Consider the following 24,154-nt stretch of genomic DNA (forward strand, 5'->3'; position numbering starts at 1 on the left):
GGAAACGTGAAGGGGTGGCGTACCCCACGGGTGCACCACCCCTTCACGCGGACAGCTGTGCTATGCGGCCCCCGCCGTGCGACTACGCGTCGCCGCCCGCCGCCCCCGGATCCGCCGCCGCCACGTCGAGCAGCTGGTAGCGGTCGATGGCCTGCTTGAGCACCGAACGGTCGACCTTGCCCTCGCGCGCCAGCTCGGTCAGCACCGCGACCACGATCGACTGGGCGTCGATGTGGAAGAAGCGCCGGGCCGCGCCCCGCGTGTCCGCGAAGCCGAAGCCGTCCGCGCCCAGCGACTGGTACGTGCCCGGCACCCACCGAGAGATCTGGTCCGGCACCGACCGCATCCAGTCGGAGACGGCCACGAACGGCCCCTCGGCGCCGCTCAGCTTCCTCGTCACGTACGGGACGCGCTGCTCCTCCTCGGGGTGCAGCAGATTGTGCCGCTCCACCTCGACGGCCTCGCGGCGCAGCTCGTTCCAGGAGGTCGCCGACCAGACGTCCGCCTTCACGTTCCAGTCGGCGGCCAGGATCTGCTGCGCCTCGACCGCCCACGGCACCGCGACACCGGAGGCGATGATCTGCGCGGGGATCGAACCCGCCTCGCCGGCCTTGAAGCGGTGGACGCCCTTGAGGATGCCCTCGACGTCCACGTCTTCCGGCTCGGCCGGGTGCTGGATGGGCTCGTTGTAGACGGTCAGGTAGTAGAAGACGTCCTCGCCCGGCTTGCCGTCGGCGGTCTCGCCGTACATCCGGCGCAGACCGTCCTTCACGATGTGCGCGATCTCGTACCCGAACGCCGGGTCGTAGGCGACACAGCCCGGGTTCGTCGAGGCGAGCAGCTGCGAGTGCCCGTCGGCGTGCTGGAGACCCTCACCGGTCAGTGTCGTACGGCCGGCGGTCGCACCGAGTACGAAACCGCGCGCCAGCTGGTCGGCCATCTGCCAGAACTGGTCGCCCGTGCGCTGGAAACCGAACATCGAGTAGAAGACGTAGACCGGGATGAGCGGCTCGCCGTGCGTGGCGTACGCCGAACCGGCCGCGATCAGCGAGGCCGTGCAGCCCGCCTCGGAGATGCCGTCGTGCAGCATCTGCCCGGTCGGAGACTCCTTGTAGGCGAGCAGCAGGTCGCGGTCGACCGCCTCGTACTGCTGGCCGAGCGGGTTGTAGATCTTCGCGCTCGGGAAGAACGAGTCCATGCCGAAGGTGCGGTATTCGTCGGGCGCGATCAGTACGAACCGCCTGCCGATCTCCTTGTCCCGCATGAGGTCCTTCAGCAGTCGCACGAACGCCATGGTCGTGGCGATCGACTGCTGACCGGAGCCCTTCTTCACACTCGCGTACGTCTTGTCCTCGGGTAGCGGCAGCGGCTTCGCGCGCACGACACGTGTGGGGACGTACCCGCCGAGCCCCTTGCGGCGGTCGTGCATGTACTGGATCTCCTCCGAGTTCCGTCCCGGGTGGTAGTACGGCGGGACGCCGGACTCCAGCTCCTTGTCGGAGATGGGCAGGTGGAGGCGGTCACGGAAGCCCTTGAGGTCGGCGACCGTCAGCTTCTTCATCTGGTGCGTGGCGTTGCGGCCCTCGAAGTTCGGGCCCAGCGTCCAGCCCTTGATCGTCTTGGCCAGGATGACCGTCGGCTGGCCCTTGTGCTCGTGGGCCGCCTTGTACGCCGCGTAGATCTTGCGGTGGTCGTGACCGCCGCGGCCCAGGTGCAGGATCTGGTCGTCGGTCATGTTCTCGACCATCGCACGCAGCCGGTGGTCGTCACCGAAGAAGTGGTCGCGGATGTACGCGCCGGTCTCGGTGGCGTACGTCTGGAACTGGCCGTCCGGCGTGGTGTTCATCCGGTTGACCAGCACACCGTCACGGTCCTGGGCGAGCAGCGGGTCCCAGGAGCGGTCCCAGACCAGCTTGATCACGTTCCAGCCGGCGCCCCGGAAGACCGACTCCAGTTCCTGGATGACCTTGCCGTTGCCGCGCACCGGGCCGTCGAGGCGCTGGAGGTTGCAGTTCACCACGAAGGTCAGGTTGTCGAGGCCCTCACGGGCGGCGATCGTGAGCTGGCCGAGCGACTCCGGCTCGTCCATCTCGCCGTCGCCGAGGAACGCCCAGACATGGGACTTGGAGGTGTCCGCGATCCCGCGCGCCTCCATGTACCGGTTCATCCGCGCCTGGAAGATCGCGCCCAGCGGGCCGAGGCCCATGGAGACGGTCGGGAACTCCCAGAAGTCCGGCATCAGCCGCGGGTGCGGGTAGCTGGACAGGCCGTGGGGCGCCTTCGACTTCTCCTGGCGGAAGGCGTCGAGCTGCTGGTCACCGAGCCGGTCCAGCAGGTACGCGCGGGCGTAGATGCCGGGGGAGGCGTGCCCCTGGAAGAAGATCTGGTCGCCGCCGTCGCCCTCGTCCTTGCCCCGGAAGAAGTGGTTGAAGCCCACGTCGTAGAGGGAGGCGGAGGACGCGAAGGTCGCGATGTGGCCGCCGACGCCGATGCCGGGCCGCTGGGCGCGCGACACCATGACGGCGGCGTTCCACCGGGTCGCGTTGAGGATCTTCCGCTCGATCTCCTCGTTGCCCGGGAAGAACGGCTCGGCCTTGGTCGGGATGGTGTTGACGTAGTCCGTGCTGCGCATCTCGGGCACGGCCACGCGCTTCTCGCGGGCCCGCTCGATGAGCCGGAGCATCAGGTAGCGCGCGCGCTCACGGCCGCGCTCGTCCACGGCGGCGTCGAGCGAGTCGAGCCACTCCTGGGTCTCCTCGGGATCGAAGTCAGGGACCTGACTCGGAAGGCCGCCAATGATGATCGGATTGCGATCGGATCCGGAAGCCACGCTGTTCCTTAGCTGTCAGAGGGCCGCTCTTCATGGGTGTTCCATAGGTGCCTGCACCGTCCCCCATCGTGTACCTCGGGGACTCAAACGTCATCTCTACCGAGAGGTAACCAGGGGGGATACTCGCTCGACAAAGGTAGTAAAGGTAATCGAGTCCCGTCCCCCGGGATGGTTGCCCAATTCGCAAACCGGGCAGAAAGGTGTGGCGTGTGTCACGTGGGGCTGTGAATCCAGGCAGAGAGTTGCGGTGACACGGCCCGGATCGTCACCGTTTCGGCGGTCTCGGAGGCTGGGTACTTGCGCGATCCGTCCCGCCCGTGTGGACTACGGCCAATGCTTCGCGCACGCGCGTGGCTGATTCCCCAGGGGGCGACCCCACCCGAACATGATCAGGAGGCAACCCGTGAGCGCGACCGCGGACCACGCGGAGGAGCGGACGAACCCTGCCGCAAGGCTGGGGTTCCAGCCCGAGCAGGTGGTCCAGGAGATCGGCTACGACGACGACGTCGACCAGGAGCTCCGCGAGGCCATCGAGGAAGTCGTGGGCAGCGAGCTCGTCGACGAGGACTACGACGACGTGGCCGATGCCGTCGTGCTGTGGTTCCGAGACGACGACGGCGACCTGACCGATGTGCTGGTGGACGCCACCACGTACATCGAGGAAGGTGGCTCGATCCTGCTGCTGACGCCCAAGACCGGGCGGGACGGCTATGTGGAGCCCAGCGACATCTCCGAAGCCGCGACGACCGCGGGGCTGTCCGCGTCGAAGAGTGTCAGCGTCGGCAAGGACTGGAGTGGCAGCCGGCTGGTGACGCCCAAGGCGGCCAAGGCGAAGAAATAGCGTCGACCAAGTAGCCCGGGGGTTCCGCGCCTCGTCGGGTCACGACTTCGGCGTGGCTTGTCGCGCGGTTCCCCGCCCCCCGGAGATGGGCCTTTCCAGGCCCCCTCCGGGGGTTTTCCCGTCTTCCGCATAGGGTGGGCCACCCGAACAGTCCATGAAGGGACCACGAATCATGGGGATCCGGGTCGGCGACAAGGCACCCGACTTCGAGCTCAGGGACAACCACGGCGCCACCGTGCGGCTCTCGGACTTCCGGGGCGAGAAGAACGTGGTCGTGCTGTTCTACCCGTTCGCGTTCACCGGCGTGTGCACCGGCGAGCTGTCGGAGCTGCGGGACAACCTGGCGACGTTCGTCAACGACGAGGTGCGGCTCCTGGCGGTGTCCAACGACTCCATCCACACGCTGCGGGTCTTCGCGGAGCAGGAGGACTTCGGGTTCCCGCTGCTGTCGGACTTCTGGCCGCACGGCGAGGTCTCCCGGGCGTACGGCGTCTTCGACGCGGACAAGGGCTGCGCGGTGCGCGGGACGTTCGTCATCGACAAGGAGGGCGTCGTCCGCTGGTCGGTCGTCAACGCTCTGCCGGACGCCCGCGACCTGAACGAGTACGTCGCCGCCCTCGACACCCTGTGATTGTTCGGTTCCAGGGCCTGCGGGGAACGGGAACCCGTCACTAGGATCGACACGTTGATCCGATACCAAAGCGCACGACGGGGCTCCCCGCCCCTGACATCCAAGGGAGGACTTCGTGGGAGTCAGCCTCAGCAAGGGCGGCAACGTATCGCTGACCAAGGAGGCCCCGGGCCTGACCGCGGTCATCGTCGGTCTGGGGTGGGACATCCGCACCACGACCGGCACCGACTTCGACCTGGACGCCAGCGCCCTGTTGCTCGACTCGTCGGGCAAGGTCAGCAGCGACGCCAACTTCATCTTCTTCAACAACCTGAAGAGCCCGGACGGCTCGGTCGAACACACCGGGGACAACCTCACCGGTGAGGGCGAGGGCGACGACGAGCAGATCAAGGTCAACCTCGCGACCGTCCCGGCCGAGATCGAGAAGATCGTCTTCCCGGTCTCCATCTACGACGCCGAGAACCGCCAGCAGTCCTTCGGCCAGGTCCGCAACGCGTTCATCCGTGTGGTGAACCAGGCGGGCGGGACGGAGATCGCCCGTTACGACCTCTCCGAGGACGCCTCCACCGAGACCGCCATGGTCTTCGGCGAGCTGTACCGGCACGGCGCCGAGTGGAAGTTCCGCGCCATCGGCCAGGGCTACGCCTCGGGCCTGCGCGGTATCGCCCAGGACTTCGGTGTGAACGTCTGAACCACCGGGGAAGACCCACTCGTCACGTCCGGCGCCGCAGTCGTCACCGACCGCGGCGCCGGACGCGCTCGCATGGGCAACCGAACGGCTGAGCAACGGAAGCTCGAAATCGGGGAGGACCAGCACCATGGGCGTCACGCTCGCCAAGGGAGGCAATGTCTCCCTCTCCAAGGCCGCGCCGAACCTCACTCAGGTGATGGTCGGGCTCGGCTGGGACGTCCGGACCACCACCGGAGCCCCTTTCGACCTCGACGCCAGCGCACTGCTGTGCCAGAGCGGCCGGGTGCTGGGGGACGAGTGGTTCGTCTTCTACAACAACCTCAAGAGTCCCGACGGCTCGGTCGAGCACACCGGCGACAACCTCACCGGCGAGGGTGACGGTGACGACGAGTCGCTCATCGTCGACCTCTCCCGGGTGCCGGCCAACGTCGACAAGATCATCTTTCCGGTCTCCATCCATGACGCGGAGAACCGCGGCCAGGCCTTCGGCCAGGTCGGCAACGCCTTCATCCGTGTGGTCAACCAGGCGGACGGCCAGGAGCTCGCCCGCTACGACCTCTCCGAGGACGCTTCCACCGAGACCGCGATGATCTTCGGCGAGCTCTACCGCTACGGCGGGGAGTGGAAGTTCCGCGCGGTGGGACAGGGGTATGCGTCCGGCCTGCGAGGCATCGCACTCGACTTCGGGGTCAGTGTCTCGTAGCGCTATATGCGCAAAAGCCGGGGCCGTGCGGGGTGCGGGAGGTGCCCGACTAGACTTCGGGTTCAAAGTTTCGTAAAGCCGCGCGCGGCGCGGGGGAACCCCAGTACACACGATTGGGTAGCCAGTGGTTCTGAAAACCTTCGGGTGGTCGTTCACGGTCACCGCGCTCGGCTTGGTCGCGGCGTTCTTGTTCGGAGGATGGACGGCCTTCGGGATCGTGGCCATCCTCTCCGTCCTGGAGATCTCGCTCTCCTTCGACAACGCGGTGGTCAACGCCGGGATCCTGAAGAAGATGAATGCCTTCTGGCAGAAGATCTTCCTCACCATCGGCATCCTCATCGCCGTGTTCGGTATGCGCCTGGTCTTCCCCGTCGTGATCGTCGCCGTCAGCGCCCAGCTGGGCCCGATCGAGGCCGTCGAGCTCGCGCTCAACGACAAGGACCAGTACCAGCAGTACGTGACCGACGCCCACCCGTCGATCGCCGCCTTCGGCGGCATGTTCCTGTTGATGATCTTCCTCGACTTCATCTTCGAGGACCGGGACATCAAGTGGCTGGGCTGGCTGGAGCGCCCGCTGTCCAAGCTCGGCAAGATCGACATGCTGTCGGCCTGCATCGCGATGATCATCCTGCTGATCACCTCGATGACCTTCGCGACCCAGGCCCACCAGCACGGCGGCGCCCATGTCGACAAGGCGGAGACGGTACTGATCTCCGGCCTCGCCGGCCTCATCACCTATCTCGTCGTCGGCGGTCTCTCCAGCTTCTTCGAGAACAAGCTGGAGGAAGAGGAGGAGCGCGAGCACGAGGCGGAGGAAGCGGCGGAGCGCGCCGGCAGGCCGCGCTCGGCCGTCGCCCTCGCGGGCAAGGCCGCGTTCTTCATGTTCCTCTACCTGGAGGTCCTGGACGCGTCCTTCTCCTTCGACGGCGTGATCGGCGCCTTCGCCATCACCAACGACATCGTCCTGATGGCGCTCGGCCTCGGCATCGGCGCCATGTACGTCCGGTCACTGACCGTGTACCTGGTCCGCCAGGGCACCCTCGACGACTACGTCTACCTGGAGCACGGCGCGCACTACGCGATCGGCGCCCTCGCGACGATCCTGCTCATCACCATCCAGTACCAGATCGACGAGATCATCACCGGTCTCATCGGTGTCGTCCTGATCGGCTGGTCCTTCTGGTCCTCCGTCCGCCGCAACAAGGCGCTGGCGGCAGCGGAGGGAAAGGCTGACGCCGCCGACAAGGCGGAGGTCTCCTCCGGGGTGTGACCCGCCCGGAACCCGGGGCCGGTGTGTCCGGTTCCGGAGTGTGACGGCCCTCCGGCGGAGGGAACGCTCTGAGCGGGGCGGCCGACGAGGACTCGTCCTCGTCGGCCGCCCCGCTGGTGGTTGACGCGACGACACGGCAGTTGTGGGGCGGGCATGAGTTTCCTGGACAACCTCTGGCGCGGGCGGGCCTCGGAGTTCGACTCGGGCAACGCGGCGACCAACGCCATCGAGCTGACCAAGCGGCACCAGAAGGTCTCGCTCAGCAAGCAGAACGCCGCGGGCGGTCATCTGCGCGTCAACCTGTCCTGGCGGATGCGGACCTCCGACATCGGCGCGCCGAAGCGGCAGAGCGTGCTGCGCCACCCCTTCAAGGCGCTGCGGCCGGAGGAGGTGCAGGCGCACAGCCAGAGCATGGTCAACGTCGACCTCGACCTCGGCTGTCTGTATGAACTGGCCGACGGGACGAAGGGGGTCGTGCAGCCGCTGGGCGGCTTCCTCGGGGACATCAACGAACCGCCGTACATGCGGCTCAGCGGGGACGACCGGTTCGGGTCCGGGTCGGGCGAGACGATGTACATCAACCTCGACCACCGGGACGACTTCAAGCGGATGCTGGTGTTCGTCTACATCTACGACCAGACGCCGGCGTTCGACCGTACGCACGCGATCGTGACGCTCTATCCGAGCAACGGGCCGCGGATCGAGATAGGCCTGGACGAGAGGCACCCCCAGGCACGGTCGTGCGCGGTCGTGATGATCGAGAACGTGAAGGGGGAGATCACCGTGCGACGGGAGGTGAAGTTCGTCTACGGCTTCCAGTCGGAGCTCGACCGGTTGTACGGGTGGGGGTTGCAGTGGGGGCGGGGGTACAAGACCAAGGCCGGGCGCTGACGGGTGTCCCGGCCCACACGGCCGGCCCGCAGGCCGGGCCCCGCGCCCCTCACGCGGCGCTCACCGGCCGACGAACCGGGGGCCCTGCGGCGGGAGGCGGAAGTTCGGGTCCAGGGGCGCGGCTGTGGGCTGGGGGTAGCCGTAGCCCGGGCCGTTGGCGGTGGCGGGGGCGGGCTGCGTGGGGGGCGCCGGAGGGTAGCCGTACGAGGGCTGGGACGGGACGCCCGTGGGAGGCTGCTCGGGGGGCAGCGGCACCGAGATCTCGGGTACCTGAGCCTGGGTCGCGGCGGTCTGGTCGGCCGCGGCTGCCGCCGCCTCCGACTCGTCGACCGAGATGCCGTAGTCCGTGGCGAGGCCCTGGAGGCCGTCGGTGTAGCCCTCGCCGAGGGCGCGGAACTTCCAGCCGCCGCCACGGCGGTAGAGTTCGCCGCAGATGAGGGCCGTCTCCTCGCCGGTCTCGGGTTTGACGTCGAAGTACGCCAGCGGTTCGGCGTCGGCGACCGTGGCGTCGTACAGCAGGATGCGCAGGGACCGTACGTGGTCGAAGGTGACGTCGTCGGCGGAGGCCACGAGGAGAATCTGGCTGACGGCGGACTCGACACCCGCCAGATCTGTCTGGATGGTGTCGGTGAGGCCGTCGGCCACACGCTTCTTGCCGAGCCGCCACACCTTGCCCGAGGGGTGGCGCGGCTGGTTGTAGAAGATGAAGTCCTCGTCGGACCGTACGCGGCCGTCGGGGCCGAGGAGCAGCGCCGAGGCGTCGACTTCCGGGGCGCCCTGCCCCGGCGCCCAGCGCAACACGGCGCGGACCGCCGTGGCTTCGATCGGAACGTTCGACCCCTTCAGCATCGCGTGCGTCATGCGGTCATCCTGCCCTCTCGGTCCTGATCACGACAACGCGGGGGCGGCGATGCGCCGGTGGACTCGTCCGGCGCCCGACATGGCCGGGTTACCAGAACTTCACGCCTGGCGGGAACTGATGTCACATATTTGTACGTACTATTACCGGCCACCATCGCGACCGGCCGCCCAGCAGCCACGGGGGAACACATGCGTCACTTCGGGCACGTCGCCCCTGAGGAGCGGCAGCGCCTCTTCCACCGGGAGCCCGGCGCCTTCGACGCCGACTCGCCCGCCCGGGTGCTCGCCGCCGCCCTCGGCGCCACGCTCTACAGCCCTGCGACCCGGGAGCGGCTGGCCGACGACATCGTCAAGCAGGCCCGGCGCGGAGTCGTCTCCATGGTGCTCTGCCTGGAGGACTCCATCGACGACGCGGAGGTAGTGGGCGCAGAGGAGAACCTGGTCCGGCAGTTCGCCGACCTCGCCGGGCGGCCGGACGCCGAGCTTCCGCTGCTGTTCATCCGGGTCCGCCGGCCCGGGCAGATACCCGACCTTGTCCACCGTTTCGGCCCGGCGGTGCGGCTGCTGTCCGGGTTCGTGTTCCCGAAGTTCACCGAGGAGCGGGGCGTGCCGTTCCTGGAGGCGCTCACCGCCGCCGAGGCCGCGAGCGGGCGGCGGCTGTTCGGCATGCCGGTGCTGGAATCACCCGAGCTGATGTACCGGGAAACGCGGGTGGAGGCCCTTCAGGGCATCGCCCACACCGTCGACAAGTACCGCGACCGCGTCCTCGCGCTGCGCCTCGGCGTCACCGATTTCTGCTCCTCGTACGCGCTGCGCCGACCGCCCGACATGACCGCGTACGACGTCCAGATCGTCGCCTCCGTGATCGCGGACGTGGTGAACGTGCTGGGGCGCGCGGACGGCACCGGGTTCACGGTGACCGGGCCAGTGTGGGAGTACTTCCGGGTCCAGGAGCGCATGTTCAAGCCGCAGTTGCGGACCAGCCCCTTCCTGCAGAACCGGGCCGGGCGGCTGCGCGAGACGCTCATCGAGCACGCGCTGGACGGTCTGCTGCGCGAGGTCTCCCTCGACCAGGCCAACGGGCTGCTCGGCAAGACCTGCATCCACCCCTCCCATGTACTGCCGGTGCACGCGCTGTCCGTGGTGAGCCACGAGGAGTTCGGCGACGCCCAGGACATCGTGCGGCCCGACCGCGACGGCGGCGGCGTCCTGCGGTCCGCCTCCCGGAACAAGATGAACGAGGTCAAGCCGCACCGGGCCTGGGCGGAAAGGGTTCTGCAGCGGGCCGAGGCGTTCGGTGTGGCCAACGAGGACATCGGGTTCGTGGATCTGCTGGCCGCAGGGCTGCCCGACTGAGTCCGCGGCCCGCCCGCGCACCGACGTCCGCTTTCATGTCGTACCGACTGAGGAATCGATGACTGACGCAGTGAACGACACGTCCGGCGCGTCCGGCGCCGCAGGTGCCCTCTGGTCCGGGGCCTGGGTCGCCGAGCGGCTCGGGGTCGAACTGGTGGGCGGTGAGGAGCTGAGCGCCCTGCTGGGGCTCGCGCTGCGGCGCAACCCCAAACGGGCGCATCTGCTGGTGTCGAACGTCCTCGGCAAGCATGTGCCGCGGTCGCCGGCCGTCGTGCACGGGCACGGGTTCGCGCTCGGCCGCCGGGTGCGGGACCTGCTGGGCGAGGACGGGAGGCGGGGCACGGTCGTCCTCGGGTACGCCGAGACGGCCACCGGGCTCGGCCACTCGGTCGCGGACGGGCTGGGCGACGCGCCCTACCTCCACTCCACCCGGCGCCCGGTCGACGGCGTCGAGCAGGCCGGCGGCTTCGAGGAGTCCCACTCCCACGCCACGTCCCATCTGCTGCTGCCGGAGCACCCCACGCTGCTCGCCGGGCGGGGGCCGCTGGTGCTCGTCGACGACGAGTTCTCCACGGGGAACACGGTCCTCAACACCGTCCGGGCGCTGCACGAGCGGTATCCGCGGGAGCGGTACGTCGTCGTGGCGCTGGTCGACATGCGGTCGGCGCGGGACCAGGGGCGGTTGGCCGAGTTCGCGCGTGAGATCGGTGCCCGGGTGGATCTGGTCGCCGCGGCGAAGGGGACCGTGCGGCTGCCGGAGGGGGTGCTGGAGAAGGGACGGGCACTGGTCGCGGAGTACGAGGGGGCCGCGGCCGGGGCCCCGCCGCCGGCTTCGGCCGCGCGGGTCGTCCGGGTCGGGCTGGGCTGGCCCGACGGGGTGCCCGACGGCGGGCGGCACGGGTTCACGCCCGCGCACCGCTCGCGTCTGGAGAGCGCGCTGCCCGGCATGGCCGCGCGCCTCGCCTCGGCCCTGCCGCCGGGTGCCCGCCGTGTGCTCGTCCTCGGCTTCGAGGAGCTGATGTACGCGCCGCTCGCGCTCGCGCGGGAGCTGGAACGGCTTGTGGAAGGGACGGAGATACGGTTCTCCACCACCACGCGGTCACCCGTCCTCGCCGTCGACGACCCCGGCTACGCGATACGCAGCCGCATCGTCTTCCCCGCGCACGACGACCCGGCGGACGGGCCGGGGGAGCGGTACGCGTACAACGTGGCGGGAGGGGGATTCGACGCGGTGATCGCCGTCGTCGACTCGGTGGCCGACACGCCCGCGCTGCACGCCGCCGACGGGCTGTTGGCGGTCCTGGCCACGCACACCCCGACCGTACTGCTCACCGTCGTCCCGTCCTACGTCCCCCCACCCCGGCCCCTTCGCGGCACGCCGCCTCGGCCGAGCGCCGTCGCGGCGGGGGAAGGGGGCGGGCGGTTGGAGACGGCCGGGCAGAAGGAGGTGGCCGAGGTGCAGGAGACGCCGTGCGGCGACCCTGGGCCCGGCGCCGAGTCCTTCGCCCCGTTCTCCTCGATCGGACCCCACGCGTCGGCGCGCCCGGTCGCGTCCGCGACCGAAAGGCCCCCGATGCTCCCCGAGCCCCTGCGCGGTCCCGACTTCTCCTCCTACGCGCCTGACGAGGTCGGGTGGTTGTTGCGGGATCTCTCGGCGGTGACGTTGGAGGCGCCTACCGAGGAACGGGAGGAGGCGATTCAGAGTGGTGGGGCGCACTACGCGGAGTCGCTGCCGGTGGAGTACCAGCCGAGTGGGCAGTATCAGGCGCTCTTCCACAGCGCCCTCGAAGCGTCGGCCGAGCGGATCGCCCTGGCCGTCGGGGTCGTGACCGAGACCGTGCTGGCGGAGCGGTCGTCGCGGCCCGTCATCGTGTCGTTGGCGCGGGCCGGGACACCCGTCGGGGTGTTGATGCGGCGGTGGGCGCGGTACCGGTACGGGGTCGAGCCGGCGCACTACGCCGTGTCGATCGTGCGGGGGCGCGGGATCGACGCCAACGCGTTGCGGTGGCTGGCGGCTCACCATGACCCCGCCGACGTCGTGTTCGTCGACGGCTGGACCGGCAAGGGAGCCATCACCCGCGAACTCGCCGCCGCGATCGAGGAGTTCGAGGCATCGGACGGGATCACCGGGTTCGACCCGGAGATCGCGGTGCTCGCCGATCCGGGGTCGTGCGTGCGGACGTACGGTACGCGGGAGGACTTCCTCATACCGTCCGCCTGCCTCAACTCGACCGTGTCCGGGCTGATCTCGCGGACCGTGCTGCGCGCGGACCTCGTCGGGCCCGGCGACTTCCACGGGGCGAAGTTCTACCGGGAGCTGGCCGGCGTCGATGTGTCGGTGCGGTTCCTGGACGCGATATCGGATCGCTTCGCCGCGGTGACGGACGACGTCGACGCCCGCACCAAGGAGCTGCTCGCCGCCGACCGCACGCCCACCTGGGAGGGGTGGGCGGCAGTCGAACGGATCAGCGAGGAGTACGGGATCCACGACGTCAACCTGGTCAAGCCGGGTGTCGGCGAGACCACTCGGGTGCTGTTGCGCCGGGTACCGTGGAAGATCCTCGCGCGGGCCGGGGCGGGCGCGGACCTCGACCACGTACGTCTGCTCGCCGAACAGAGAGGGGTACCGGTGGAAGAGGTGGCCGAACTGCCGTACACATGCGTGGGGTTGATCCACCCGCAGTACACGCGGGGCGCGACCGGCGCCGACGGCAGGGCGGTGGCGGTCTGATGCCGGGGACCCGGGTGCTCGTCGCGAGCGACCTCGACCGTACGCTCATCTACTCGTCCGCCGCGCTCGCGCTGACCATGCCGGACGCGCGGGCGCCCCGGCTGCTCACCGTCGAGGTGCACGAGAGCAAGCCGCTGTCGTACATGACGGAGACGGCCGCGCGGCTGCTCGCCGAGCTGGGCGACGCGGCGGTGTTCGTGCCGACGACGACCCGCACCCGCAAGCAGTACCAGCGGATCAACCTGCCGGGCCCGACACCGCAGTACGCGATCTGTGCCAACGGCGGCCACCTGCTGGTGGACGGCGTCTCGGACACCGCCTGGTACGAGCGGGTCACCGCCCGGCTCGCCGACGAGTGCGCGCCGCTCGCCGAGGTGCGCGACCACATGGCGGCCACGACCGACCCGGCCTGGGTGCGCAGGCACCGGGTCGCGGAGGACCTCTTCGTCTATCTCGTCGTCGAGCGTGAACTGCTCCCCGACGAGTGGGTGAAGGACCTCGCGGTGTGGGCCGAGAACCGGGGCTGGACGGTCTCCTTGCAGGGCCGCAAGCTGTACGCCGTGCCGAAGCCGCTCACCAAGAGCGCGGCGATGCGGGAGGTCGCGCGGCGGACCGGGGCCGAGCTGACGCTCGCCGCCGGTGACTCCCTGCTCGACGCGGATCTGCTGCTCGCGGCGGACCGGGCGTGGCGGCCGGGGCACGGGGAGCTGGCCGACGCGGGGTGGGCGGGGCCGGCGGTCACCGTTCTTCCGGAACGAGGTGTGACGGCGGGGGAGCGGATTCTTCGGGAGTTCCTGCTGGCCTCACGGGAACGCTGAGCGGGGAGCCTGTGCCGTTCAGGGGGCGGGGCTCGCCGTGGTGTGCGCTGCGGGTTCGTCGTGGCTTGTCGCGCCCCGCGGCGGAGCCGCACATCGATACGGTCCCGCGCCCCTGTCAGCGCGCCCCTGTCAGCGCGCCCCTTCTCAGGAAGCGGACGATCACGAACGCCAGCACTGCCACGGCCGCCCCCGCCAGCACGATCTTCGAGTACGTCGAGACGATCGCGGTGACCTCGGTCCAGTTGGCGCCGAGGAAGTAACCGGCGAGGACGAAGACCGTGTTCCACAGGGCGCTGCCGAGAGCGGTGAGGAGGGTGAAGACGGGCAGGGGCATGCGTTCGACGCCGGCCGGTACGGAGATCAGGCTGCGGAAGACGGGGAGCATGCGGCCGAAGAAGATCGCCTTGGTGCCGTGCTTGAGGAACCAGGCCTCCGTCTTCTCGATGTCCGACACCTTGACCAGCGGCAGCCTGGCCGCGATGGCGACCGTGCGCTCGCGGCCGAGGAGCGCGCCGACGCCGTAGAGGGCGAGGGCGCCGACGACGGAGCCGACGGTGGTCCACAGCAGGGCGGCCAGGAGGTCCATCCGGCCGGTGCTCGCGGCGAAGCCGGCGAGGGGGAGGACGACCTCGCTGGGGATCGGCGGGAAGAGGTTCTCCAGGGCGACGGCCAGACCGGCGCCCGGCGCCCCGAGGCGGTCCATCAGATCGATGATCCACAGGGGCGCGCCGCTCACTGACTCCGCTTGCATGGCTGTCATGGGGGCACGCTAGGCGAGCGAAGCTGAAGAGACCCTGAGGGGCGGGTGAACGTTCATGGCCCGGGGGCCGTAGTTCGAAGTGTGCCGATCAACCGCAGCAGCCGCCACCGCAGCATCCGCCGCCGCCGCCACCGCCCGACCGGGGCGTGGGCGCTGACGCGGCGGCCGAGCCGCCGACCGCGACCGTAGACAGAAGTTTGACCGTGTCGGAGTGGCCCGAGGGGCAGTCCGCGGGGGCGGACGACGCGGCCATCGGACGGCTCAGTTCGAAGGTGTCGCCGCAGGTCCGGCAGCGGAATTCGTAGCGAGGCATGGGCACAGGCTAACCGCTCGCCCGCGCGGCGACAGGGGGCCTCGTTGATGGCTGGTCCGTCACACTGGCCGAATTTTCGCACTGCCGACCGAAGCAGTTGTGAAAGCGACTGATAATTTGTGGTCGCAGTGTGGAGGCCGAGAGGCCGGGGGAGTAGGGGGCTCGCAGCCGCGAACGCGGCGGCTGTGACCGTCCACACGGGCGATGCCAAGTGGGGAAGGGGGGCAGTCGTGACCGCTGTCCTGGGACGATCGGGAGCCACGTCTCCCGGTCGTATGGTCGCCGCGCGCGGGCGAAAAGTTGCCGCGCACCGCCGAATAGTCGCCGCACATCGCGCGGAGCACCACCGAGCAGGTGCCGCGCGTCGCTCGGACCGCCCGTGCACGGGAGTCCGCCGTGGCTAGGCCGGGGAACACGACCGGCCCTGAGGGCGAAGGCCGCCCGCACCGCTCACGTCTCCCGGCGAAGGAGAGGGTGCGGGGGGCACCGGAGTCCGACCTCACGATGCAGTTGAAGCTTCCCCGTCGCGGCGGACGAGACCATGCAGCTGCGGGTGCCCGAGCAGCGTGCGCTCGACAGGCGGGAGGAGGAGCGGAACCCGGGGAAGAGGGGCCGGCGCAAGGCGCCCAGGCCGTCCGTCCTGGCCAGGGCCTCCGCCGTCGCCGGTTCGCGGCTGGCTCCCTTCGCCCCCTTCGCCCGCCGTCTGCGTCCCCGGTACCCCCGACCGGGCCGCACGGACTGGCGCCGCTGGGTGCCGTCCTGGCGCCAGTCGCTCGGGGCCGTGGGCCTGACCGTGGGTGTCAGCGGCATGCTGCTGACCGCCGCCTACGCCGCCACGGACATACCGGAGGATCTCAACACCTTCGCCACCCAGCAGGACAACGTGTACTTCTGGTCCGACGGCACCCCGATGGCCCGTACGGGCTGGGTGCGGCGTCAGGCGATGCCGCTGAAGGACGTGCCCGAGGACGTGCGCTGGGCGGTCCTCGCGGCGGAGAACGCGAGCTTCTACTCCGACCCCGGCATCTCCGTCAGCGGTATCACCCGCGCGCTGGTGCGCACCGTCGGTGAGGGCGACACCCAGGGCGGCTCGACGATCACCCAGCAGTACGTCAAGAACGTGTACCTCTCCCAGGACCGCTCGCTGGGCCGCAAGTTCGACGAGGCGATGATCGCCCTCAAGCTCGACAACAGGATGAGCAAGGACCAGATCCTGGAGGGCTACCTCAACACCAGCTGGTTCGGCCGCGGCACCTACGGCATCCAGCGGGCCGCCCAGGCGTACTACGGCAAGGACGTCGGCGAGCTGAACGTCAGCGAGGCCGCCCTCCTCGCCTGCCTCCTCAAGGGCGCGGGCCTGTACGACCCCGCCCTCAGCCAGGCCAACCGCGAACGGGCGGTGGACCGCTGGGAGTGGATCATGGACCGGATGGTGGCCATCGGGAAGCTGTCCAAGGCCGAGCGCGCCAAGTACACCAAGTTCCCCGAACCGCTGGAGCAGTCCAGCCAGTACGACACCGGCAAGCAGAGCGACTACCTGGTGGAGCTGGCGGCGCAGTACGCGAAGAAGGCCGCGAACCTCTCCGACCAGGACTTCGACCGGGGCGGCTACCAGGTCTACACGACCTTCGACCGCGACCGGCAGTCCGAGCTGACCGACGCCGTCACCGAGGCTCGTAAGAAGGTGCGCAAGGACGATCCGAAGAAGGCGAAGGCCGCACACTTCGGGGCCTCCTCGGTCGCCGCCGACGGCCGGATACTCGCCGTCTACGGCGGCCCCGACCACCGCAAACAGGGCTTCAACGAGTCGAACGCGACCACGGTCCCGGCCGGCTCCGCCTTCCTGCCGTTCGTCTACGCCGCCGGTCTGGAACACGGTGTCGTCAAGGAACGCGACGGCGAGGCGACACCTGTCACCCCGCAGACGGTCTACAACGGCGACGACGGCGTCCCGGTGACCACACCGGAGGGGCCGTACTGGGACCGGGGCGGCAAGCGGGTCGCCGCCCACAACGACGGCGAGAAGTCCTACGGCCCCATCACCCTGCACGACGCGCTCGCGGGCTCGGTGAACACACCCTTCATGCAGCTCGGCATGGACACCGGCCTGACCAAGGTGCGCGCCACCGCCGAGGCGGCCGGACTGCTCCCCTCCAGCTTCGGGGCCCAGGTGCCCGCGCTGTCGGTGGGCAGCGCCAGGCCCAGCGCGATCCGTATGGCCAGCGGCTACAGCACCTTCGCCGCCCTCGGCAAGCACACCGAGCCGTACTCCGTGCGGAAGGTGACCCACAACGGATCCAAGGTCGCGCTGAAGACCCCCAAGCCCCGGCGGGCGATGGGCGGCAAGGTGGCCGCCCAGGTCACCGAGGCGCTCACGGACGCCTTCCGCCGCGACCACCCCGCCTCGCCCGGCGCCGCCTCCTTCGAGGTGGCCGGCAAGGGCGGGACCACACAGGACGACAAGGCCGCCTGGTACGTCGGGACGGCGGAGGACGTGTCGACCGCCGTCGTCGTCTACCGCATCGACCTCACCAAGAGCCTGGAGCCGCTACCGCTCGACGGGATCGCCGGAACCCCCAACTCCGGTGTCCCCTACGACATCTGGTCCAGTGCGATGAGTATCGGCTGACCACCGATGAGCATCCGCGCCCGCCACCCTCGCAGAATGAGCCGTACATGAAGCCTGGCAGCAAGTCGCAACGGGGCCGCCGCCGCAAGGCCCGCCCGCCGCGCCGCACCACCCGCCCGCAGTTCCTCACCCTGGCCGCGCTGCTCGTGGTGGCCTCGCTGGTCGGCGGCTACATGGTCCTCAACCGTTCGGCCGACACCGCGCCGACCGCCTCCTCGGCCGGCGGCGGGAACGACAAGGACTCCACCAAGGCCTCCACGGAGCCCGAGTGGGACGGCAAGACGAAGATCATCGGCGACGGCTCCACCTCGTACACCGGCCCGCAGAAGGGGCGGTTGAAGCCCGTACCGCTCAAGGAGGGCGAGAAGCCTCCGCAGTTCGTCGTCTTCTCCTGGGACGGCGCGCTGGCCGGCGACGACGAACTCTTCCAGCACTACCGGCAGATGGCCAAGCAGTACGACGCCCATATGACGTTCTTCCTCACCGGCATCTACCTGCTGCCCAAGGGCAAGCGGCACCTGTACGACCCGCCGCAGCACGACAAGGGCGCCGCCGCGATCAGCTACCCCACGGACGAACACGTCCGCACCACCCTGGAACAGCTCGGCAAGGCGTGGAAGGAGGGCAACGAGATCGGGACCCACTTCAACGGCCACTTCTGCGGCGAGAAGGGCGGCGGGGACTGGAGCGTCTCGGAGTGGAAGCAGGAGATCGAGGAGTTCAACTCCTTCGTCGAGAACTGGAAGACCCACACCGGCTACACCGACCTCGACCCGCTGCCCTTCGACATCAAGGCCGTCAAGGGCGGCCGGGCCCCCTGCCTGGAGGGCCAGGAGAACCTGATGAAGGCCTCCGAGGAGTTCGGCTACCGCTACGACGCCAGTTCCGCCGGCGACTTCCAGATATGGCCCATCAAGAAGAACGGCATCTGGGACTTCCCGCTGCAGATGCTCCCCTACGAGGGCGGCGACTACCAGGGCCTGTCGATGGACTTCAACTTCCTCTACAACCAGTCCGACGGCTCCACCGAGGGCGACCCCGCCATGTACCCGACCTGGCAGCAGGAGACCATCGACTCCTACATGGCGGGCTTCAACCGCGTGTACTACGGCAGCCGGGCGCCCCTGTTCATCGGCAACCACTTCGAGCAGTGGAACGGCGGTATCTACATGAACGCCGTCGACGAGACCATCAGGACCGTCTGTGTGAAGAAGGACGTGAAGTGCGTGTCCTTCGACGAACTGGCCGACTGGATGGACGTCCAGAAGCCGGAGACCCTCGCCAATCTGCGCGCTCTGGACCCCGCCCAGTCGCCGGACTGGTCGACGGTCGTGAAGTAGCCGCACAGTTGCCCACTTGTTATTCCCCCCGGCCTCACTCCGGTTGAGGAGGTCATGTAAAGATTCGCTCCCGGGGACGACCAACCCGGGGCAAGGAGAAAACCAGTGAGATCAAGGATGTTGAGCCGCAGAGGCTCGACCGTCGCGACGGCCGCGCTGGCCGTCGCGCTGCTGCCGGTGACGGCAGCCCACGCGGCTCCCGCCGCGCCGGCCCCGGCCGACACCTTCGGCCGCGTCGCCGACGCCGTGCTCACCGCGCGCACCGCCGCCCTGCTCGACAACGGCAAGCCGGCCCGTGCGGCGCTGAAGTCGACGAACGGCGTCAAGCTGTCCGCCGCCCGGTCGAAGGCCGAGGGCACCGCCCTGACCGCCCTGCGGGGCACCAAGTCCCGGCTGGCCGCCCTGGGCGAGGCCTACTCGGCCGCCGACACGGACGTCAAGGTGACGAGCACCAAGGTCAAGGGCAGGAAGGCCACGGTCAAGGTCACCGAGACCACGACGCTCACGTACAAGAAGATACGTGGCGACGAGCCGTCCACCACGGGCTTCAGCGCGCACCACGAGCTGACCTTCGCACGGCAGGCGAACGGCGGTTGGCAGCTGACCGGCCTGCGCGCGACGGACGAGGGACCCGGACAGGTCAACACGCCCGTCACCACGACGGACGGGCCCCGGATGTCGCCGATGGCCATCATCAGCGCCCCCAAGGCCGCCACCACCCGGCCCGCACCCGCCAAGCCCAAGACCCTCACGGGCGGCGCCTACGACTACAGGGCGATGGCCACGTACACCGAGAGGTACTGGAAGAACTACAACCCGGCGTACCGCAAGTACAACGCGGTCGGCGGCGACTGCACCAACTACCTCAGCCAGGGCCTCCTGGCGGGCGGCTGGAAGCAGATCTCCACGGTCACGCCCGAGGAGTACGACACCTGGTACTACGCGTCGAACGGCACGGCCGACGCCTGGATCGGGGTCAACGAGTGGTCCTGGTTCACCCAGACCGCCAAGCGGACCACCCCGCTCGCGAACGTCTACCAGATGGACATCGGCGACGTGCTGCAGATCGACTTCAACAGGGACGGGTCCAAGGACCACTCCATGATGACGACCTACCGCAGCTCCAGCGGCGTCCCGTACCTGACGTACCACGACGTGGACACCTACCGCCGTTCGATGGCGAGCATCATCGCGTCCTACCCGAACGCGAACTACTTCGCCTACCGCACCTGATCCCCAGGCCTCACCAGGGGCCTGCCGACGACCTTCCCGTCCGTCTCGGATTCTCCGTCCCGGTTCCGGGGAGGGCGTCGGCCCGCCTCGGCTTCCCCGTCCCCGCCCGCAACCCGGGGGCCGGGCCCATGTCAGGTACTGCCGCCCCCGCGCTCCTTGCGGATCCGCTCCACCACGCCCGCCACGGTCTGCCGTACGGCGTCGGTCTCCGTCAGGAAGTGCCAGTAGTCGGGGTGGCGCCCCTCCAGCGTGGCGATCGCCCGGTCCAGGCGGGCGACGGAGTCGTCCAGCGGACGGGCGTCCCGGGGGTCGGGCGTGTCGCGGCCGGCCATGGCCAGCCGCTGGGCGTCCCGGATCGCGAACCGGGTGCGGTCGATCTCCTGCCGGGGGTCCTTCTGCACGGCGTTCAGCTGTCGCAGCCGCTCGCCCGCCGCCGAGACCGCCTCGTCGGTGTCGTTCAGCAGCGCCCGCACGGTCGACAGCAGCGCGGTCGCGTCCGGCCAGCGCTGGGCGTCCCGCGCGGCCCGCGCCTCGCGCAGCTTCAGCTGGGCCTGCTCGACGTCCCGCGCGGCCTCGTCCGGCACCTGCTGGAGGTCCTGCCAGCAGGCCGCCACGAACCGCCGCCGCAGCTCGCTCAGCACCTGCGGCACCTGTCCCGCCCTGGTGCCCAGCGCCTCCGCGCGGGTCCGCAGCGACACCAGCCGGCGGTCGATCTCGGCGGCTCTCTCCGGCAGCCGCTCGGCCTCCGCCCGCACCGCCTCCGCCTCGCGCACGACGCGATCGGCCCGCTCCAGCGTCTCCCGTACGCCGTGCTGCCCCGCTCCCTGGTTGAGCTTGGTCAGCTCCGGCGCGAGGGCCGCGAGCCGGGCGGCGAGGTCGTCGGCCTTCAGCCGCGAACCGCGAACGGCGTCCAGGGCGTTGGAGGCGGCGAGCAGTGCCTGCCGGGCGCGCTCCACCGCCGGGACCAGCCGGGCCAGCTGGGTCTCGGCCTTGCCGAGCAGCGGCCCGAGACTTTGGGCGAATCGGTCCAGTTCCTGCTTGACCCGCCCCAGCTCGTCCTTGGCCGCCGTCAGCTCGGTCCGGGCCCGTGCGGCGGCGGAGGCATCCAGGTCGTCCCGGTCCAGGTCATGGGAGTCGACGGCGTTGATGTACTGGTGACTGACCTCGTCGATCCGCCGCCCCAGCGCCTCGAAACCGGAGACGGTCTGCCGGGCGGCGGGGGAGTCGTCCACCGCCGAGATCGTCTCTATCGAGATCCGCAGATCGCGCTGCGCGGTGTCCAGCTCGTAGAACGCCGCCGCCGCAGCGTCCTTCGCCTCCTGCGCCTCGGCCCGCTGACTCTCCGCCCGCCCCCCGAACCACCGCCGCGTGCCGCCCCCGGCGAAGGCGGCGGGCAGCGCGAGCGCGGCGAGGAGGGGGAGGGCGAGGAGGGTGACGGTGTCCCGGCCCGCCGAGCGGCGGACGCGCCGCGAGCGGGCCGCACGGCTGCCGGCCGGTCGTGGTGCACGGCTGTGCCGTTCTGGTCGTGGTGCATGGCTGAGGGGATCTGGTCGTGGCGCACGGCTGTGGGGTTGGTGTGCGCTCGGCACCATCGGCGTGTACGGCTCTGCAGGTGTCGCCGTCACATCCCTCTCCCGTGCTGTCATCCACCCTGGCCGCTGCCATTCTCCCACCGGTCGAAGACGAAAACACGGGCGATCGGTTCAGGGTTTCCCGCCGAGGGCTCAGCGCACGGTGACCGAGCCGTCCTCGGTGTGGGCGCTCACCACGTGGGAGCTGTCCTCGTCGCGGGGCACGGACACGTCCACGGAACCGTCGTCGCTCCCGGTCTCCACCCGGTACGACGCGCCGCGCGGCAGCCCGACGCTGATCGAGCCGTCGTTGCTGCGGGACTCCACCAGGTCCGGTACGACGCCGAGTTCCAGCTTGACCGAGCCGTCCTTCGTGCTCGCCCGGACGCTCCGCGACCCGACACCGAGCGCGCGCACCGCACCGTCGTCGGTGTGCAGCTCCAGGGGCCCGGTGGAGTCGCTGACGTGGACGGAACCATCGCCCGTCCGAATCCTCAGCGGCTCCGCGAAGCCCTTCGCGCTCACGCTCCCGTCCCCGTCCTCCACGGTGACGGTGACCCCGCGCGGCACCTCGATGCGGTGCTTGGCCGAGCAGTCGGCGACGATGCCGGAGCACTTCAGCCGCAGCTTCAGCCGGTCGTCCTTCATCTCCCAGGTCACCCGCGGGCTCCCGCCCACCATGACCCGTCCCTCGAACCACCGGGTCACCTCGACCTCGTCCACGTCCGCCGCGACCAGTTCGAGCGCGGAGTCGTCCGAGTCGACCGTGAGCGTACGGCCCTCAAGGGCGAAGCTCCGGTGCTCGGGGTCCCGGTCCTCCCCGGCGTCCGCCCCGCACGCGGCCACCGACGCCATGAGCGCGACGGCGAGACCGGCGACGGCCACCGCTCCTGTGCGTGACCTGCGAGCCGTGCGAGCCGTGCGTGCCATGACGATCTCCCCCTGGGCCGGTCTTCCGTCGTCCCGGACTCTGCCGAGCCGTTCCGAGCCGTTCCGCGCTGTCCCGCGATGTACGTCGACCGTACGGAGCGGGCGCGTTCGGGGGATCCGGCCCGCTCCCGGATCGGGGGTGGGGTTAGCCCCCGGACCGGCCCCGAGGGCGGGCCGGACACGGGTTTGCGGGGCACGCCCTCGGGCAATGTAGGCTGTCGGCTCGTACTCGGGTGCGTAGCTCAGGGGTAGAGCGCCTGCCTTACAAGCAGGATGTCGGCGGTTCGAAACCGTCCGCGCCCACTTTGACGAAGACCCCGGCCGATCACGGCCGGGGTCTTCCGCGTCTCAGGACTCGCGCGCGTGTTTCAGCCGGGTCCGGGCGTCGACCTTCTCGTCGGTGGAGACCTCCGCCCAGAAGCGGTGGCAGCTCACGAACACCGCCAGCTCGCGCTCGCGTTCGCGGAGCTTCTCCACCTCGGCCTGCTCGTCGGGTGTCCAGCCAGGGGAGGCGGGGCGCTCGACCTTGCGCCAGCCGTTGTCGTCGTGGAAACCGTCCAGGGGCTCCACCGACCAGGGCAGTCGCTTCAGCAGCGCCAGGAGTTCGGCCCGGACCTGATGCAGCTCCTCCTGACCGGCGAGGAGGTCACTGGGGAAGTCGTAGGTCTTAGCCACACGGCAATGCTACGCCTGTTCGATTTCGGGATGCGAGTTCCTTCTGTCACTTCGGCCACAGCTTCATCCGAACGAGCGGATGAGTGAAGGGCCGCCTTGAGGACGGCTTCATGCCCCAAGGCCGGGCTTGGGTATCGTCGGTCCATGACCCTCGACGATCTCCGAGTCTTCGTCGCCGTGTGCCGGGCCGGGAGCCTCAGCGCGGTGGCCCGTGAGCTGGGCTGCACGCAGTCGGCGGTGAGCCAGCACGTGCGGCGGCTGGAGCGGGAGGTGGGCGTCGGGCTGGTGGAGCGGCAGGCCCGTGGGGTCGTGCCCACCCGGGCCGGGCGGGTGCTCCAGGAGGCGGCGGCCGAGGGGATCAGCGGGCTCGACCTGGCGTTGCGGCGGCTGGCCGAGATGGTGCGTGGGGACGGCGGTGCCGTACGGATCGTCACCGGCGGCACGACCGTGCGGCACTTCATGGCGCAGGGCATCGTCGACTTCCGGCGCTCGTACCCGGACGTGGGCCTGGAGTTCCAGACCGTACGGTCGAGCGCCGGGTGCTTCGAGGCGCTGGCCGACCCCTCCCGCGACCTCGACCTGTCGTGGGTGACCCTCGGGCCCGCCGTCCGCGGCATCGAACAGCGGGCCGTGGCGGAGCTGCCCTGGGTGCTCGCCGTACGCGCCGACGACGAACTCGCCGGCCGGGAACGGGTGGAGGGCCGGGAGCTGGACGGGATGCGGCTCATCGGGCTGCCGGAGAACTCCACCTCCTACGCCCATCTCGACGCCGCCTACCGTGCGTTGGGTGTCGCCGTCAGCCCGTCCGGCGCCGGTGTCGCCGACTGGGACACCGCGATCCTCCTCACCGAACTCGGCGTCGGCCACGCCGTCGTCCCCGCGCTCCCCGGCTGGACCGGCCCCGGCCACCCCGGGCTGCGTTTCGTCCCGGTCCCCGATCTGCCCCCGCTCACCGTCGGCTGGGCCGTGCGACGCTGGGAGGCCCTGTCGCCCCCGGCCCGCGCCTTCGCGGACACGGTGGCCCGGCATGCGGTGCGGGTGGGGGGCGGGGTGCGGGCGGTCGACGGGTGAACGCCTCTC

At 70.0% G+C, this 24,154-nt stretch carries 18 protein-coding genes, 1 tRNA gene and 2 pseudogenes; 14 read left to right on the plus strand and 7 right to left on the minus strand.

What is annotated here, in order from left to right:
* Nucleotides 1-82 precede the first annotated feature (82 nt).
* Entirely contained in the window at nt 83-2,830 is a 2,748-nt protein-coding gene (gene aceE, locus WBG99_RS25240; RefSeq protein WP_338898482.1) for a pyruvate dehydrogenase (acetyl-transferring), homodimeric type, read from the minus strand.
* 403 nt (nt 2,831-3,233) lie between these two features.
* Between aceE and WBG99_RS25245 the strand changes: the two genes are divergently transcribed.
* The 6 genes from WBG99_RS25245 (at nt 3,234) to WBG99_RS25270 (ending at nt 7,857) form a co-directional block, all read left to right on the plus strand.
* Complete coding sequence (locus WBG99_RS25245) at nt 3,234-3,671, plus strand: DUF3052 domain-containing protein (RefSeq protein ID WP_338898483.1); 438 nt, start codon at nt 3,234-3,236, stop codon at nt 3,669-3,671.
* A 172-nt stretch (nt 3,672-3,843) separates the two neighbouring features.
* Nucleotides 3,844-4,302, plus strand: a complete 459-nt coding sequence (locus tag WBG99_RS25250) for a peroxiredoxin (protein WP_338898484.1) — start codon at nt 3,844-3,846, stop codon at nt 4,300-4,302.
* Nucleotides 4,303-4,417: 115 nt separating this feature from the next.
* Nucleotides 4,418-4,993: a calcium homeostasis/redox stress adaptation protein gene (locus WBG99_RS25255; RefSeq protein WP_338898485.1), complete on the plus strand. Its 576-nt coding sequence runs from the start codon at nt 4,418-4,420 to the stop codon at nt 4,991-4,993.
* A 127-nt stretch (nt 4,994-5,120) separates the two neighbouring features.
* On the plus strand, nt 5,121-5,696 hold the full coding sequence (locus tag WBG99_RS25260) for a TerD family protein (RefSeq protein ID WP_338898486.1): 576 nt from the start codon (nt 5,121-5,123) through the stop codon (nt 5,694-5,696).
* Nucleotides 5,697-5,820: 124 nt separating this feature from the next.
* Nucleotides 5,821-6,966 carry a DUF475 domain-containing protein gene (locus tag WBG99_RS25265; RefSeq protein WP_338898487.1) on the plus strand — a complete coding sequence of 382 codons (1,146 nt, stop codon included), beginning with the start codon at nt 5,821-5,823 and terminating at the stop codon, nt 6,964-6,966.
* Nucleotides 6,967-7,119: 153 nt separating this feature from the next.
* Entirely contained in the window at nt 7,120-7,857 is a 738-nt protein-coding gene (locus tag WBG99_RS25270; RefSeq protein WP_338898488.1) for a Tellurium resistance, read from the plus strand.
* A 60-nt stretch (nt 7,858-7,917) separates the two neighbouring features.
* Here the strand turns inward: WBG99_RS25270 and WBG99_RS25275 are convergent, their stop codons facing one another.
* Complete coding sequence (locus WBG99_RS25275; protein ID WP_338898489.1) at nt 7,918-8,718, minus strand: TerD family protein; 801 nt, start codon at nt 8,716-8,718, stop codon at nt 7,918-7,920.
* Between the two features lie 189 nt (nt 8,719-8,907).
* On the opposite strand from WBG99_RS25275, the gene WBG99_RS25280 reads away from it, so the two are divergent.
* Genes WBG99_RS25280 through WBG99_RS25290 form a run of 3 tightly spaced genes read left to right on the plus strand, consistent with a single transcriptional unit; the run spans nt 8,908 to nt 13,623 of the window.
* Nucleotides 8,908-10,074: an HpcH/HpaI aldolase/citrate lyase family protein gene (locus WBG99_RS25280; RefSeq protein WP_338898490.1), complete on the plus strand. Its 1,167-nt coding sequence runs from the start codon at nt 8,908-8,910 to the stop codon at nt 10,072-10,074.
* Nucleotides 10,075-10,132: 58 nt separating this feature from the next.
* The gene (locus WBG99_RS25285) at nt 10,133-12,805 is read left to right on the plus strand and encodes a phosphoribosyltransferase (protein WP_338898491.1); all 2,673 of its coding nucleotides are present in this window, start codon (nt 10,133-10,135) and stop codon (nt 12,803-12,805) included.
* Nucleotides 12,805-13,623, plus strand: a complete 819-nt coding sequence (locus WBG99_RS25290) for an HAD family hydrolase (protein WP_338898492.1) — start codon at nt 12,805-12,807, stop codon at nt 13,621-13,623. The genes WBG99_RS25285 and WBG99_RS25290 overlap by 1 nt, the downstream gene beginning before the upstream one ends.
* Nucleotides 13,624-13,741: 118 nt before the next feature.
* Here the strand turns inward: WBG99_RS25290 and WBG99_RS25295 are convergent.
* Together WBG99_RS25295 and WBG99_RS25300 are read right to left on the minus strand one after the other, a co-directional pair.
* A pseudogene (locus WBG99_RS25295) lies at nt 13,742-14,383 on the minus strand (DedA family protein); the annotation flags it as partial.
* An 88-nt stretch (nt 14,384-14,471) separates the two neighbouring features.
* Nucleotides 14,472-14,696 carry a zinc ribbon domain-containing protein gene (locus tag WBG99_RS25300; protein ID WP_338898493.1) on the minus strand — a complete coding sequence of 75 codons (225 nt, stop codon included), beginning with the start codon at nt 14,694-14,696 and terminating at the stop codon, nt 14,472-14,474.
* A 504-nt stretch (nt 14,697-15,200) separates the two neighbouring features.
* On the opposite strand from WBG99_RS25300, the pseudogene WBG99_RS25305 reads away from it, so the two are divergent.
* From WBG99_RS25305 to WBG99_RS25315, 3 genes and pseudogenes are all read left to right on the plus strand, one after another.
* Nucleotides 15,201-17,325, plus strand: a pseudogene (locus WBG99_RS25305) (transglycosylase domain-containing protein).
* Nucleotides 17,326-17,372: 47 nt separating this feature from the next.
* The gene (locus tag WBG99_RS25310; protein WP_338898494.1) at nt 17,373-18,665 is read left to right on the plus strand and encodes a hypothetical protein; all 1,293 of its coding nucleotides are present in this window, start codon (nt 17,373-17,375) and stop codon (nt 18,663-18,665) included.
* A gap of 117 nt (nt 18,666-18,782) precedes the next feature.
* The gene (locus WBG99_RS25315) at nt 18,783-19,898 is read left to right on the plus strand and encodes an amidase domain-containing protein (RefSeq protein ID WP_338898495.1); all 1,116 of its coding nucleotides are present in this window, start codon (nt 18,783-18,785) and stop codon (nt 19,896-19,898) included.
* A gap of 131 nt (nt 19,899-20,029) precedes the next feature.
* Here WBG99_RS25315 and WBG99_RS25320 read toward each other — a convergent pair whose 3' ends face one another.
* On the minus strand, nt 20,030-21,523 hold the full coding sequence (locus WBG99_RS25320) for a hypothetical protein (RefSeq protein WP_338898496.1): 1,494 nt from the start codon (nt 21,521-21,523) through the stop codon (nt 20,030-20,032).
* A gap of 99 nt (nt 21,524-21,622) precedes the next feature.
* Complete coding sequence (locus tag WBG99_RS25325; RefSeq protein WP_338898497.1) at nt 21,623-22,399, minus strand: DUF4097 family beta strand repeat-containing protein; 777 nt, start codon at nt 22,397-22,399, stop codon at nt 21,623-21,625.
* Nucleotides 22,400-22,630: 231 nt separating this feature from the next.
* On the opposite strand from WBG99_RS25325, the gene WBG99_RS25330 reads away from it, so the two are divergent.
* Nucleotides 22,631-22,702 (plus strand) — tRNA-Val (locus tag WBG99_RS25330).
* A gap of 45 nt (nt 22,703-22,747) precedes the next feature.
* Here the strand turns inward: WBG99_RS25330 and WBG99_RS25335 are convergent.
* Nucleotides 22,748-23,074, minus strand: coding sequence for a hypothetical protein (locus WBG99_RS25335; RefSeq protein WP_338898498.1), 327 nt, complete (start codon nt 23,072-23,074; stop codon nt 22,748-22,750).
* A 144-nt stretch (nt 23,075-23,218) separates the two neighbouring features.
* Between WBG99_RS25335 and WBG99_RS25340 the strand changes: the two genes are divergently transcribed.
* On the plus strand, nt 23,219-24,145 hold the full coding sequence (locus tag WBG99_RS25340; protein ID WP_338898499.1) for a LysR family transcriptional regulator: 927 nt from the start codon (nt 23,219-23,221) through the stop codon (nt 24,143-24,145).
* The last annotated feature ends 9 nt before the right edge of the window (nt 24,146-24,154 follow it).

It is taken from the genome of Streptomyces sp. TG1A-60, assembly GCF_037201975.1.
Lineage (GTDB): Bacteria > Actinomycetota > Actinomycetes > Streptomycetales > Streptomycetaceae > Streptomyces.